Origin of the sequence: Cytobacillus gottheilii (assembly GCF_001636345.1) — a bacterium.
GTDB classification, from domain to species: domain Bacteria; phylum Bacillota; class Bacilli; order Bacillales; family Cytobacillaceae; genus Cytobacillus; species Cytobacillus gottheilii.
The window spans coordinates 4,106,660-4,121,527 of the sequence record NZ_KV440945.1 but is presented as its reverse complement, the minus strand read 5'-3'; the positions used below and the strand labels follow the sequence as shown (position 1 = coordinate 4,121,527).

At 34.1% G+C, this 14,868-nt stretch carries 14 protein-coding genes; 9 read left to right on the top strand and 5 right to left on the bottom strand.

Annotated elements, in window-relative coordinates; genetic code table 11:
- Window positions 1-17: 17 nt before the first annotated feature.
- From A6754_RS20050 to A6754_RS20035, 4 genes are all read right to left on the bottom strand, one after another.
- Window positions 18-1,397, bottom strand: a complete 1,380-nt coding sequence (locus A6754_RS20050; RefSeq protein WP_066450110.1) for a sensor histidine kinase — start codon at window positions 1,395-1,397, stop codon at window positions 18-20.
- On the bottom strand, window positions 1,394-2,074 hold the full coding sequence (locus A6754_RS20045; RefSeq protein ID WP_066450109.1) for a response regulator transcription factor: 681 nt from the start codon (window positions 2,072-2,074) through the stop codon (window positions 1,394-1,396). The genes A6754_RS20050 and A6754_RS20045 overlap by 4 nt, the downstream gene beginning before the upstream one ends.
- 157 nt (window positions 2,075-2,231) lie before the next feature.
- Window positions 2,232-2,918 (bottom strand): ABC transporter ATP-binding protein, encoded by a 687-nt coding sequence (locus tag A6754_RS20040; protein WP_066450108.1) that lies wholly within the window; start codon window positions 2,916-2,918, stop codon window positions 2,232-2,234.
- 1 nt (window position 2,919) lies between these two features.
- Window positions 2,920-3,954: an ABC transporter permease gene (locus tag A6754_RS20035; RefSeq protein ID WP_066450106.1), complete on the bottom strand. Its 1,035-nt coding sequence runs from the start codon at window positions 3,952-3,954 to the stop codon at window positions 2,920-2,922.
- A gap of 285 nt (window positions 3,955-4,239) precedes the next feature.
- Here A6754_RS20035 and A6754_RS20030 point away from each other — a divergent pair, with 285 nt between their 5' ends.
- The 8 genes from A6754_RS20030 to A6754_RS19995 all read left to right on the top strand — a co-directional run bounded on the left by A6754_RS20030 (window position 4,240) and on the right by A6754_RS19995 (window position 11,229).
- The gene (locus A6754_RS20030) at window positions 4,240-5,079 is read left to right on the top strand and encodes a tyrosine-type recombinase/integrase (protein WP_066450104.1); all 840 of its coding nucleotides are present in this window, start codon (window positions 4,240-4,242) and stop codon (window positions 5,077-5,079) included.
- Window positions 5,080-5,238: 159 nt separating this feature from the next.
- Entirely contained in the window at window positions 5,239-6,534 is a 1,296-nt protein-coding gene (locus A6754_RS20025) for an IS110 family RNA-guided transposase (RefSeq protein ID WP_066448703.1), read from the top strand.
- Between the two features lie 485 nt (window positions 6,535-7,019).
- On the top strand, window positions 7,020-7,367 hold the full coding sequence (locus A6754_RS20020) for a hypothetical protein (RefSeq protein ID WP_066450101.1): 348 nt from the start codon (window positions 7,020-7,022) through the stop codon (window positions 7,365-7,367).
- A complete protein-coding gene (locus tag A6754_RS20015; protein ID WP_066450099.1) occupies window positions 7,346-7,618 on the top strand; it encodes a GNAT family N-acetyltransferase in 273 nt (90 codons plus the stop codon). Before A6754_RS20020 ends, A6754_RS20015 begins: the two co-directional genes overlap by 22 nt.
- A gap of 222 nt (window positions 7,619-7,840) precedes the next feature.
- Window positions 7,841-9,283 (top strand): MocR-like pyridoxine biosynthesis transcription factor PdxR, encoded by a 1,443-nt coding sequence (pdxR, locus tag A6754_RS20010; protein ID WP_066450093.1) that lies wholly within the window; start codon window positions 7,841-7,843, stop codon window positions 9,281-9,283.
- 154 nt (window positions 9,284-9,437) lie between these two features.
- Entirely contained in the window at window positions 9,438-9,632 is a 195-nt protein-coding gene (locus A6754_RS20005; protein WP_082851761.1) for a hypothetical protein, read from the top strand.
- The gene (locus tag A6754_RS20000; protein WP_257298756.1) at window positions 9,625-10,119 is read left to right on the top strand and encodes a YfmQ family protein; all 495 of its coding nucleotides are present in this window, start codon (window positions 9,625-9,627) and stop codon (window positions 10,117-10,119) included. Before A6754_RS20005 ends, A6754_RS20000 begins: the two co-directional genes overlap by 8 nt.
- A gap of 666 nt (window positions 10,120-10,785) precedes the next feature.
- Window positions 10,786-11,229, top strand: coding sequence for an NlpC/P60 family protein (locus tag A6754_RS19995; RefSeq protein ID WP_066450090.1), 444 nt, complete (start codon window positions 10,786-10,788; stop codon window positions 11,227-11,229).
- A 167-nt stretch (window positions 11,230-11,396) separates the two neighbouring features.
- Here the strand turns inward: A6754_RS19995 and A6754_RS19990 are convergent, their stop codons facing one another.
- Window positions 11,397-12,632, bottom strand: a complete 1,236-nt coding sequence (locus A6754_RS19990) for an IS110 family RNA-guided transposase (protein WP_066442657.1) — start codon at window positions 12,630-12,632, stop codon at window positions 11,397-11,399.
- Between the two features lie 596 nt (window positions 12,633-13,228).
- Here A6754_RS19990 and A6754_RS19985 point away from each other — a divergent pair.
- Window positions 13,229-14,680 carry an IS1182 family transposase gene (locus tag A6754_RS19985; protein WP_066450089.1) on the top strand — a complete coding sequence of 484 codons (1,452 nt, stop codon included), beginning with the start codon at window positions 13,229-13,231 and terminating at the stop codon, window positions 14,678-14,680.
- Window positions 14,681-14,868: the final 188 nt, after the last annotated feature.

The following is a 14,868-nucleotide window of genomic DNA, read 5'->3' as shown; positions in this document are numbered from 1 at the left end:
ACAAATAAAAGACAGTACTAATTTACAGGCAATTCAACAGCAAAGGTAGTTCCTTTATTTTCCATACTATTCACGTGGATCAGTCCACCATGAAGTTTAACAATGGCAGCAACAATTGATAGTCCCAATCCTGTTCCCTCAACTGAACGCGTCCGTGCGGTATCTACTCGATAAAAACGATCAAAGATTCTTTCTTTCTCTTTAGCATTCAATCCTATCCCCGTATCTTCAAAGGTTACCAGTACCGATTTTTCTTTCTCTTCAATCGATATTTCAATACTGCCATTTGATTGATTATATTTGATGGCGTTGGTTAACAGATTATCCCAAACCGTATTAAGTAAAGAGGGGTCTCCAGTGATTTCTACATCCGGTAATGTAAAACCGAGCGTAATATTTTTTTCACCTATTTGCCACTGATAGTTTCGTACCAGTTCCTTAATTTGCTTCCCAACATTAAATGGCTTTCTTTTCATAATATCCTCATCACGATCTAACGAAGCAAGAAGTAATAATTGTTTCGTTAATGTAGAGAGCCTTATAATTTCCCCGTTGATGATAGAAATGTAATTGCTTTTTTCTTCTGGGCTTATTGATTCACTATCCAATAGGTTTGTATACCCTTTTATATTGGATAGAGGTGACTGTATATCATGAGAAATATTCGAGATGAACTCTTTTCTCATATCATCCATTTGCTCCAGTTTACTGGCCATTCGTAAAAAGCTATGTGAAAGTTCTCCTAACTCATCATGACGAGTTATATCAAGTGAAACATTGAAATTACCATTAGAGAGAGATTTTGTGGCTGTTGTAAGTTTTAAGATTGGATTAACTAAATATTTTGTACTAAAAATAACCATAACGATACTCAGAATAATCGTTAATGCTAGCAGCCACCCAAATAAAATATGCATCTCGTTAAAAAGGAGTTTAATATCCGGTCTAAGGAAAAGAGCATACTTTTCCTCGTTATGTGTTAACGGTACACCAATCGTATTCTTCAATTCATTTGCAAAAAAACCTGTAACAAATGTTTCCTGTGGGAAATTTAGAATACCATGAAAAATATCACCGTTTAATACTTGTTCTTTAGTAGAATTAGACAGAGTGTTTTCCCTAAAAGGTGCACCAAAATAAGATTCCTTGCCAGAATTGTCAACCAATAAAATTTGGTATCCAATGGAGGAGATATTCTCCAAATACTCTTTAAGATTTATATCGGGATGTTTGTCGGTAAATTCAGCAATATCTAATGCGATTTTTGTGTTTTTTTGATCATTATAAGGTTTTAATTTTTGCTGATAATACGTATTGGAGATTAAAAAAGCAAAGATCCCACTTAAAATCATAATTCCAATGGTAATCACAACAAACTTCACATAAAGAGACCTCATCTGCGATTTGCCTCCAGCGAATATCCAACCCCACGCACTGTCTTAATTTGAAAATCATTCGTCAATTTAGAAAAACGTTCCCTTAATCTTTTCACATGAACATCTACAGTTCGTTCATCCCCTTCATAATCCAAACCCCAAATAAGTTCTATTAGGTGATCACGGGAAAATACTTGCATAGGATTTAAAGCCAGAAAATACAGTAGTTCGAATTCCTTTAAGGGTAAAAGTATTGTTCGATCTCCAATCTGAACCTCATAGTTTTTTTTATTTATAGTTGTACTTCCTAAGCGAATAATAGATTCATCTGATTGTTTATCATATCGTCGCAATAAAGCTTCTATTCTAAAGTTTAATTCCTTTGGTTCAAATGGCTTGACCAGATAATCATCCGTCCCTGATCTGAATCCTTCTTCTTTATCCTCAATTTGGTTCTTGGCTGTTAAAAGGATGACTGGAATATCATATTTCTTTCGAATCTCCCTTGTTAATGCATAACCATCCATAAAAGGCATCATCACATCTACTACTACTAAATCACATGCTTCTCTATTAAGAACTACTAATGCTTCAGTACCGGCTTTTGCTTGAAGTACTTTATACCCGGCTTCGGATAAGTGGATATTTACTAGCTGTAAAATATTGATATCGTCATCTACAATTAGAATAGTTGTCATTCTGTATTCTCCTATTTTTTTTTAATCAAAATATTAGTTTTCTGTTTCAATTAAAAGTACATTTAATAAATAATAACAAATAAACAGCCCCGTAAAAATGTGTAGGCTGTTCATTTACATTTTACTTATAATAATAATTTTCTAGTCTTTGTAGAATTTAATCTCCACTTTGCAAAACGATACCATCACTCATTTTGATGACATGGTCAACATATGAAAGCATTTCTTCATCATGAGTAACCATTAATGTAGTAATATTCAACGTTTTAGTTATATTTTGAATTAACGACATAACATCTTTAGACCTTTTTGAATCTAGACTTGCAGTTGGTTCGTCTGCGAAGAGAACTTTGGGTTCATGAATTATGGCACGTGCAATGGCAACACGCTGTTTTTCCCCACCTGACAATGAAGATGGGTAAGCATTTTTCTTATGATCCATTTCAACTAATAGTAGGATTTTATTCACTTCTGCTTTTCTTGCCTGTTTGCTTAATCTTGATTCAGAAACATCTAGCATTAGCATTAGTTGTTCTTCAACTGTGAGAAAAGGAACAAGATGAGCAAACTGAAAGACAAACCCAAATTTGCTTGCTCGTATTTTTCGAACCTCTTCAGAACTCATAGCAGTCATATTATTACCATCAAATATAACTTGCCCATTTGATGCAGGTTGTAGTCCTGCAGCTATTGTGAGGAGTGTACTTTTACCAGAACCTGATGCACCCACTAATGCTGTTACCTCTCCTTCTTTAAGAGAAAGGTTAATTCCTTTTAGTATTTCTTCCTCTATTTCACCATTAGTAAATGTTTTTCTAACTTTATCAAGTGTGAATATTGTCATATTAAGCCTCTCCTTGTTGTATTGCTTGTAATGGTTCGATTTTTTTGATTTGCATACCTGAGAGTGTAGCTCCAATAAAACCGATAATTAGGAAAACTATAGATAATTGTGCTGTTGTTTCAAAGGTTAAATGGAAAGGCATTCCTTCAGGTGCAACCATATTAAAAAATTGGCTAAGTGTAATAGACATAATAAGTGCAATTATTGTAATAAAGAGCATTTGTGTCCACATCATTTTGAATAGTCTGCTTGTTTTTATACCAATTGCTTTTAAAATACCGTATAAACCAACTTTTTGAACGTTCATCATGTAGAAAAAGATAGCAAATAACATTCCACTAATGACAACTAAAAACCAAACAATCATATTTAAAGACATTTGTTCTGCGTTATAACTTGGAATTGTATTGAGAAAATCTTTATTTGAAAATGATTGTAATCCCGTGAATTCTTTAGAAGAATCTCCTCCAGGGGTAAAAATTAATTGCATTTCCATAACTCGATAAATTTCTTGATAATTCTTCATGTTTATATAAGCAACAGGGGCATGACTATATTTCTTTTGATCAACAAAACCCTTTACGATAAACTCACCACTAAATTGATTATTCGTTAAGGTATCTCCAACTTTTATACCTTTATTCTTCAATGAGCTATCTAATATAATTTCCCCATCTTTAACATTTTTAAATAGCTTTGAATCAGTGGATGCAACAAAGGCGACGCTCTGTTGTTTATCATCCTTGTCATTTAGAAAACCCATTTGAATTGAAAATGCCACAGCATCTTTTTGTTTGTTTAATATTTCTTTTTGTATATCACTATCTATTTTTGATAGGTTATAAGTTTCCTCTGCATCTTTATTCATATAAAATTGCCCTTTTGGTAAATCTTTAATGAGGGCAGCATTGTCTTGGGACAATCCATTCGCCAAACCAGATATTATAAATGTTAATAAACTAACTAGAAAAACAATTGAACCTAAAATCAAAAATCTTACTTTATTTTTCTTAATTTCTTTCCAAGCAATGTTCATCTTTTAATTCCTCCCAAACTCTTTTTAACATCCTTAGTTTATGTCTCGAATATGAACGGAAGATGAACAGGAAATTACATCTAATGTGAATTAGGAAATTAACAATCAACAAAGACAACATTCCTGTAATAAACTTAAGTGAGTGAGATTGAAATTTAAAGTTCTTCACAGTCCTTCACTTAAAATAAAGGGTACAATAACTTAAAAAAAATCTATAAAGCTAGTATATTTTATAGTTTTCAAGCGAATAATGACATTAATAGAACAATTAGGGAGATGTTCATTATGCTTATATCTGAAGCCTGGAATCTTTATAAAGCAGATAAACAAATTCAGGGATATTCCTCTCAAACCTTAAAGGTATACAAAGTGCAAATGTCCTTATTAATCAAATATTTGGGGGATATTAAGATTACTGATATTACTACAGAATCTATTAAATTATATCTTGGAGAAGTTGCAGCTCAGTTAAAAGCATCTAGTCTCTGTCATAGGATTCGTTTTATTAAATCATTGTTTAAATGGGCTCAAGAAGAGAAATATATTTCGATTAACCCGGTAACTACCATTAAAGAACCAAAGCCAGAGAGTAGAATCCCTAAGTTTCTTACAGAAGAAGAAATTGAATTGCTCCGTGAAGTCTGTAAAACAACTTTTGAAAAAGCCTTATTCGAATTTATGTATTCAACAGGCTGCAGGATAGGAGAAGTTGTAAACTTAGATAAGCACTCTATAAATATGGCAGAACAATCCGTTATTGTATTCGGAAAAGGCAAAAAAGAAAGAGAAGTGTATTTTAATACTCGCTGCAGCATTTGGTTAAAAAGATATCTAGAAGAAAGAACCGATGATCAAAAAGCACTGTTCGTTACAATTCGGGCACCGCATCGAATGAGCATTGCACAAATGAGGCATATCATTAAACAGATCTCCAAAAGAGCAGGGATAAATAAGTCTATTCATCCACATCAGCTTAGACATAGTTACGCAACGACTCTTCTCAATAATGGGGCTCCCTTAGAGGTAATACAAAACTTATTGGGACACGAAAAAAGCGAAACTACTAGAGTATACGCTTATCTCAGCGGACAATTAAGACGCGAATTATACAAGAAATTCTTTTAAGTGCTGCTGATTTATGCAGCATTTTTTATTGTGCTAAAGGGGCAGCATTCCTGTAATAAGTGAAAATGAGATTTGATAGAAAAAAGACCTCTTGATAAGATAAATGTGTCCTAAGCCGGCTAGCTAAAAGGGACAAAATATCTACTCGGAGGTCTCAAAATGAATTATAACCAAAATCATAAAATAGCTCAAATTACACCAAAAACCTTAATCATTGGTATTGATATTGCCAAACATCATCATGTAGCTAGAGCACAGGATTATCGTGGAATAGAATTAGGTTCTACTTGCTTTTTTGATAATACTCAAGAGGGAGTCAGGACATTTATTAATTGGATTAATCAAATAAAAGATTCATACGAAATGGAGTCTGTCATTACTGGAATGGAGCCAACAGGCCATTATTGGCTCAATTTAGCTCATATTTTAAAGGAAGAACAGATTAAGTTCGTCACGGTCAACCCCTTACACGTCAAGCACAGTAAGGAGCTAGACGATAATTCTCCAACTAAGAATGATGTGAAAGACGCAAAAGTCATTGCACAACTAGTCAAAGATGGTAGATACTCCGAACCAACGATACCACAAGGAGTTTTTGCAGAACTGCGTGTGGCTAAGAAATTACGTGATCTATTAAATGTAGACTTACAAATAGTGCAAGGACAGGTACACAACTGGATTGATCGATATTTTCCAGAGTTCTTTACCGTCTTTAAAAGTTGGGAAGGGAAGGCAGCTCTTCATTTATTAAAGCTTGAAGCATTACCGGAAGAACTGGTGAGATATACAGAAGAAGAATTGCTTGAATATCTTAGGCAAGCAGTGAAACGAAGTATAGGGATTAAGAAGATTCGTGCTTTAAAAGAAGCAGCCAATCGCTCGATTGGCATCCGTCAGGGTGCCATGATGGCTAAAATGGAGTTAAGAACGTTAATCCAAAAGTATGAACTCATTCAAAACAAGTTTGAGGAACTTGACCAAACTCTGGATACACTACTTCAAGATATTCCAGGCGTTGATCAAATGTTAGAAATAACAGGAATTGGCCGCGATACAGTGGCGGGTTTCTTCGCTGAAGTAGGCGATTTGAGTGAATACAATCATCCTCGCCAGATAACTAAACTGGCTGGACTTAGCTTAAAAGAAAATACATCAGGTAAGCATAAAGGGAGAACCAGGATAACCAAACGTGGTCGAAAGAAATTACGAGCATTGTTATTCCGGGCATCTATGATTCTAGTAGCCAAGAACAAAGCCTTTAAAGCCCTCCATCATTACTACACAACGAGACCTGAAAATCCGTTGAAAAAGATGCAGTCTTTAATTGCTTTATGTAATAAGATCATCCGTATACTCTTCTCTATTGGTAAGAAACAGTTTGTGTTTCAAGAAGAGAAGATGTTGAAGGACATCCCCCATATGCATGCATTTATCCAAGAACCAATAGCAGCTTAATCACTATTAAACTAACGATTTAACCAATAGATTTGAAAAGATGAACAGACAAAATCAGCATGGGATTAGTTGGCAACGCAACTAACGTAAGGACTTAGATCCTGTGGGGCAGCATGACTGACATTCACCTTATGGAAAGGTTGAACGAAGGAATGTAGGAGCGTAGACTCTGTGAGACTTGGGAGGGTAGACCCCCATAAGAAATGTGGATATCCATTGGTGCGTACATACCTATTTATCCAACTTTTAGAAATTAACCGAAGGTTGGCTAGTTTCTTGCGCTCATTTTCTTCGTAAACAGCTTGATTGTGTACTTTTCTCTCTAATCAAATCTGTAAAGTAAAATAAGTTAGATAGCAATACGGTGAAAAACTGCGTATTTAAGAGAAAAGTGTTTGTTTATTGAGGGAGGTTAGTTGAAGAAGGAATCTCTACAATATACGTTGAAATAAAAATAAATTAAACTTTATACCGGGGTGGAACTTTTGAGCAGAAACCGATATGTAGGTAGCTGGAATGAATCAAATTTTATAGAAATTGATTCATTTTTTAGTAAGGAAAACCTTGTTCATTTGTTAAAGGGTGCGATAAATAAACCAGATCAATATACTCATCAACAGATTTGTCATTGGTGTGAAAAGCAATATATGAACTATATTAATGAGGATAAGCTAGGTGATGAAAAGCTTTACGGCATTTTAGGGGATATCTCTGCACAATGGAATTTGTATTTAGCTAACACATTCTCTCTTAAAGAACTACAACAGTTGGATTATTCAGAAATAAAACTCCCTATTAAGTGGTTCGAAGATTGGTTAGAGGACCTAACTTAAAAGCATTTACCAAGCTTATGAAGTTGCAACAGGTGGCTATGTTGAAGCTCAGCTGCTATTTAATGTTTTTTTTAGGAAGTGAATACATAGGGTTATTTGATATAGTGACAACCGAAAAGTACAGAAATAGAGGTTATGGAAGTAAACTCATTCAAAATATTTTACAATGGGGTAAGGAAAATGGAGCAAAATATGCATACCTTCAAGTTATATTAAATAACACTCCAGCATTAAACTATATTCTAAGTTAGGGTTAGAGGAAGTGTATAAATATTGGTATAGAATAAAAAAATAACCATTTCATAATTCTTCAAACTACGGGTGCTTATACACAAGATCGCTGCCAAATAAGGCGGCTTTTCTTATATGTAAACGGGGCTGTTTCACAGTAAACTCTGTATTATAATTATTAGTAAATTACAAGGGTAGTTACTTACTACAACACATACTAACACAAAAAGGACTGTTTAAATTTGGAATGGAAACCAGACAGAAACATGAAAAAACCTATATATAAACAAATAGCAGAGTATATAGAGGATGGAATTAATAATGGCACTTTTTCTACCAATTTTCCACTTCCATCTGAAAGAAAATTAGCAAGTCAATATGAAGTAAACCGCAGCACAATAGTAACGGCATACTCAGAATTAGAAGCAAAAGGGCTAATAGAACGTAAAAAAGGAAGTGGAACAATTATTAGTAGAGATATTTGGGGTATTACCAAGAAGAGAATTCCTAGTTGGAATATGTATATTGAAGCGGGGACTTTCTTGCCCAATATTCCTGTTATACAAAGAATTCAAAAAGAAACTACAGAACAAAATCTAATTAATTTAGCTACCGGTGAATTATCTACAGACTTATTTCCTCATGGTATTTTTCAAGATGTTTTACAAAAAGATATACCACCCTTGTATTTCGGTTATGACCATCCATTAGGAAATAAGAATTTACGTGAGACAATCGTAAGACATCTTAATGAATACAGAGATATTGTAACTACCCCTGAATCACTACTTGTCACTTCAGGTGCTCAACAGGCTATACATTTGGTAATTGAGTGTTTATTAAAGCCTGGTGATGTTGTTGTGGTTGAAGATCCATCCTATAGCTATAGCCTTCCTATATTCAAATCAGCAGGCTTGAAGGTATTTTACCTACCAGCAAATGAAAACAAAATAGATTCGAATTATCTTACAAATTTACATGAAAAACAACAAATAAAAATGATCTTCTTAAATCCAATCTTCCAGAACCCTACTGGGATGTTATTATCCTATAGGAAAAGAAAAGAGATATTATCCCTCTCTACGCGCTTTGGGATCCCTATAATTGAAGATGATCCATACAGTTTAATGTCCTTTTCTAAGAAGAACAATACATCCACTTTAAAATCTATGGATATAAACGGGAATGTGCTATATATTAGCTCATTATCAAAAATGGCAGCGCCAGGATTAAGGATTGGGTGGATTGTCGGTCCTAAATCTGTTATTGAGAGATTAGCTGATGCTAAACAACAGTTTGACTTTGGGCATTCCACTGTCTCGCAATGGATTGCGAATCAATTACTTAACTCAGATAATTTGATGATTCACATGGATTTTCTAAAAGAACAATTACAAAGAAGAAGAGATGTATTAATTAGTTGTCTTAACCATTACTTTGGAGAGAATATCGAGTATTCAACTCCAATGGGTGGTATTCATCTATGGTGCAAATTCAAAAAAGATATAAATGAAAACAATCTATTAGAACAATCAATTAAGGAAGGTGTCATTTTTGCTCCAGGCAGTACACTTGGATCTAAAAAAGGGTTTATCCGTCTTACATATGCTAGAAGTAATGAAGAACAAATCAGGGAAGGAATTAAACGATTATATAACGCATTTAAAGATTATGAAGATCATTGATAAATAAACATTTGTCTTTTATTGTAAAAAGTGGATGGTCATAATAACTCTAAATTGGATGGTTTTTATTTTAAGAAAAACCTTTATGATATTAAGGGCAATAGGGTCTGAAGTTTCATAATAAATCCTTAAAATTATGGTGGTGGATCGAACTATGACCTTTTCATACATTTTGATTATATTAATTATTGTTTCAAGCGCGGCTGGCACTTTGCTAATTGCAGGAAAATCTGATGAAAACTATAGTTCTGCAACTAAAGGAAACTTAACAAGAATCTTATTAATGTACATCATACTAGGGATCATTTTTATTATTGGTGCAATTGTGGTGTTTATTTATCTTGTTTAATATAGGTCCTATTATTGCCGTAGATATTCAAGATGAGGGGTTAATAAAAATGACATGGTATTTAATTGCTATTATACTTACCGGTATCCTAAAATTTGCAACAAACCCTCCAAGTGCTTTTGTTGCATGGCTGCTAAGCAAATTTGAACTCCAGCCAAAGCTTAGTTCAGAAGATGTTAATGTTACATTTAATGGTAAGTTATTAGCAGGGAAAGATAAACAAGAATTTATTGATGGCTTTAACAAAGCTACATTCTTAAAAAAGTATTTTAATGTCACCGGCACTGAGAAAGCATATTTAAATCCAGAGACTGATATTAGTCCTTTTGTTATTCAGACAACAAAAGGAAAGAATGATATAAAGTTTCATATTTATTGTTACAATGAACACATTGATGTAGTGAAGCAGTACAAAAAGAAAGTGATTCCATACAGGATAAGTTCTAGTAATTTACAAACATTTTCAAATCAGCATATAGGCTTTTAAAAGACATGATATAAAAGGGCAAACCTAACATATATTGTGACGTATTTCACTTAAACAAACGGGTGCTTTCCTTAAGTAAAAGGAAAGCCTTTTTCTATGTCGCTAACGGTGCAGTTTAGTTGAATAAGCCGATTGTAAGATTAGGTTGACTTCGAATATGCTTAATGATAAAATATTCTTAATATTAAGGAAGGGGAGTGAGACTATGCAATTTAGAAACTTAATGAAGTTAACCTTGGGAATTAAATTTTTGTATCTCACTCATTCGGATTCATATTATTTTTAAAAAATGATTTTCCATTATGATGTGCGACTATAATAAAGCATTAGCTTTTTGATTTGAATTTAACATTTGAGCCACAGGGTTATATTATATAATTCTGTGGCTTTTTGTCCGTTTTTAAATCAATAAGCTAATAAATCCTTATTTCTCTCGGTTACTTTCAATTAATAAATAGGAGGTAATCAAATGGATTTTAAAATAACATTGGTGGAATAATTTTTATCAAAAACACTTTAGACCCTTTCAGCAGAGAGGTCTTATCCAATCAAAATAACTTTCATTATGTTATAAAATCAATGTTTAATGTATATTAGTTTCTTTTCAGGAAGTAGAGCTTTTTTTTTTTACAATTACCAATAGAGATGATTAGAGGAGAAAATAAAATGGATAAAAATTATGATGAATATATTAACAATGCAATTGAGTGGGCTAAGAGTCATCTGAATTCTAAAGAGTATTCTCTTATTTGTTTAGCTTTTGTAGAGGATGCATTAGAAAGAAGTAATGACATTGAAATCTTTGGTGGAGATTTTGCAAAAGAATCCGCAGATTTATATGAAGCAAATAAGCAAACAGGTATACCTCCAAAAGGAACCTTTGTTTTTTATGATTGCTTAGGAGTAATTAATGATGAGCGAAAAAATTGGGGGCATGTAGGCTTATCTATTGGTAATGGAGAGGTTATTCATGCATGGGATAAGGTAAGGATTAATAATTACCTTGATGTAGAAAAGTTAACTACTGCTTCAGGTTGGGAAAAACCAAAGTTTATTGGTTGGGTATCACTTGAACGAATTATGGTCGGGTTTCAAAGGAAAATTTATTAATTTAAAAATAGAACGTGAAAAAATGTACTTAAACAAAACCAGCTAATAGTTTGTCAATAAATATATTTTAAATTTATAATCACTAAATGCTATACTAAAAATGCACAACTCAAATAACCCTCCTGATTCATTTTGGAAGGTTTTAGTTGTATAGGAAAATGCTGTTACTAAATAGTTTCTTGGAATGGAGTTTTCGTTTTTAACATCGCATAAATCCAGTGTAAAAGCTTATTAGCACATGCAATAATGGCTACCTTATAAGGCTTACCTTCTTCACGTTTTAAATCGTAGAAGGCACGTAATCGCTTATTTCGTGCAATGGTTTCTTCAGTTGTTTTCTTTTTACGACTATCTCGAATGGAACACCGAACTGCTGTGAAAAGCATGTGGCGAAGCCTTGCAGAGCCTCGTTTAGTAATATGATTCTTCGTGCCTTTAAAGCGACCTGATTCAAATACACTAGGATCAAGTCCTGCAAAGGCAACTAACTTTTTGGGATGACTAAACCGATCAATTTCCCCAATTTCAGAAATAATCGTTGCAGCGATTTTTTCACCTACACCGGGAATTGTTTGGAGTAGTTCATATTCTTCGAGTTGTACTGCTAACTGATCAATCTCACGCTCCAACGTAGAAAGCTGTTGGTGGTACACTTGAAGTAAATCAATATACATATTCAGACTGACAAGAAGGCTTTGATAAAGCGTTGACTGATATGGGTTGCGTTCTGCGGCTGCGATTAATCCCTCTGCTTTTTCAAGCGCCCAATTAAACGATCGTGCTTTACAATGCCTATCAATAAATTGTGCAATTTCCTCCACACAAGCTTTTAAGACAGTCTCCGAGGTAGGGAAAGTTTGTAAAGTTCTTAATGAAACCTCGGCATACAGATCGCCAAAAACGCCTTTATACTCTGGAAATACTTGATCTAACACAGATTGAAATTGAAGCTTTGTTTGAACCATAATTCCCGTCATATTTTCATGTTGTCTTGTCAGATACCGAAGGTTTAATAACTGAACACCACGCTTTTTCTGCGGCTCTAAATCCTCTTTGTAATACAGTTCGCCTAAGTGATAAGCATCAATGGCATCTGTTTTGGTTTTTCTTAAACTAGAACTTTTTGCTCGGTAAGATACCAATGGATTTACGATAATGACAATGTACTCTCTTGCTTCTAAAAACTGTACAACTGGGGCATGATAGTGACCCGTTGATTCCAAGACAACTGGTGGTTTCATCCCTGTTTGATGCTCTAAATCTAGTAAATAAGAGTATAACTCTTTTAAACCATCCACCGTATGTTCAACTTTCACACTGTTTTTATAGGGTATTTTTTTATCCAAGAACATTTGAACCTGACTTTCACCTTTAGCTACATCCAGACCAACAACTGGATTCATAAATTATCTCCTCCTAGTGTAGTGGATTGACCGGTAACCTCTATCTAGCTTGTCATTCATATCTTCGCTTGTTATACGGGATCATCATGTCCCAACCAGCCTAATCATGTGTTAACAAGTAGAGGGCGAACAGTTTAGTTGTCGGGATCAAGTCCCACGGGTGCTTCCGTTCTACCCCGGCTACTATCAATCTATAAATTGAATAAAAAATAGTCAACCAGGTTTCTCTGGCTGACCTTATAATACGAACGGGTGCTTTAGTTCAATAACGGTCTTCAACAATATGGCGCGCTTATTGAAAAAAGAAGTAAGAGGCTGGGACATAAGTAACTAACACACCTATTGGACCGAATGGTAAGGAAGGTCATCTTTCTAATCATTCGTTTTTTTATTTATAATTATAAAATATATTTTATTTACATGAGTGAAATGGAGCGGAGGGCCCTCGACTCCTGCGGGCTGCAGAGCAAAGGGTGAGACCCCGCAGGAACGAAGTGAGGGCACTGAAAAAGTCCTTTTTAAAGCCAGTGAAACATTGTTTCGCTGGTTTTTTGTTTTATAATAAAAAGTAATAATTATATTGCAGGTGAAATCCAATGATCTCCAACCAACAATCCTTTAGTTTCAGCCCATATTCACAAATATACGACCTTGTTGTCCCTCAAGATAATATGTTACGTAAAATCAACGATCTTGTGGACTTTAGCTTTATTCTTGAAGAATTAGAATCAAAGTATTGTTTAAATAACGGCAGGAATGCCGTTCATCCTATTCGTATGTTCAAATACCTCTTACTCAAATCAATCTTTAGTTTATCCGTTGTTGATGTTGTTGAACGCTCAAAATATGATATGTCATTCAAATATTTTCTTGAAATGGCACCAGAAGAACCTGTCATTGATCCAAGTTCCCTAACGAAATTTCGTAAACAGCGACTACAAGACATGAATTTATTAGACATGCTTATAAACAAAAGTGTAGAAATTGCGCTAGAGAAAGAAATCATAAAAAGTAAAACGATTATTGTCGACTCCACTCACACAAAATCACGCTATAATCAAAAGTCAGTTAAAGAATTCCTACAGGAAAAATCAAAAAATGTACGGAAATCTGTTTATCAGATTGATGAATCGATGAAAGAGAAATTACCACCCAAAACGATTAGTAATAATGTGGAGGATGAAATCGTTTACTGCCAGGATCTTATAAAGGTCATTGAATCAGAGCCAAGAATTTCAGAAATACCTGCGGTAAAAGAGAAAATAAATGTTTTAAAAGAAGTCGTTGAAGATTGTACAGAACAATTGAGTTTTTCCATGGATCCTGATGCCAAAGTAGGACATAAATCTGAAGAATCCTCCTTTTTTGGATATAAAACACATCTGGCGATGGCTGATGAACGGATTATTACGGCTGCGGTGATTACGACTGGAGAAAAAAGTGATGGAAAATACTTACAAGAATTAGTGGAGAAAAGCATGGAAACCGGAATGGAAATTAAAACGGTAATTGGAGATACGGCATATTCGGAGAAAGAAAATATTCGTTTTATGAAGAAAGAAGAGTTGGAGCTAGTTTCGAAACTGCATCCACTCGTAACACATGGTACCCGTAAAAAAGAAGACGAATTCACGTTTAATAAAGATGCGGGAATGTATGTGTGTAAGGCAGGCCATTTAGCAACCAAAAAGAAATTTGAGGAGAGAAAGGGCCAAGATCGAAACCAAAGAATGAAATATTTCTTTGATATCGAAAAATGTAAGGTTTGTCCATTCCAAGAAGGCTGTTATAAAAAAGGAGCGAAATCAAAAACATATTCAGTCACCATAAAATCAACCGAGCATAAAGACCAAGAGGCGTTCCAGAATACAGATGAATTTAAGGAGTTATCTAAAAGTCGATATAAGATTGAGGCTAAAAATAGTGAACTGAAGCATGGGCACGAGTATGATACAGCAAAATCCTCGGGGTTATTTGGCATGCAAATTCAAGGGGCCACAACCATATTTGCAGTCAATCTAAAACGGATTTTAAAATTAATGAAGTGACTAAAGAGATAAGACAACCCAGAAATTAAGGTATTAAGACAGAAAAAGCCACTTTTCTATCTGATAAAAGACAGAAAATGGCTTTTTTGCTTTATAAAATTCAGTATAGATTCCCACTGGGTTAAACAAGAAACATAAATTATAAGAAAATCAGTGCCCTCAACGAAGTGACGAGGAGGCTCAGCTTG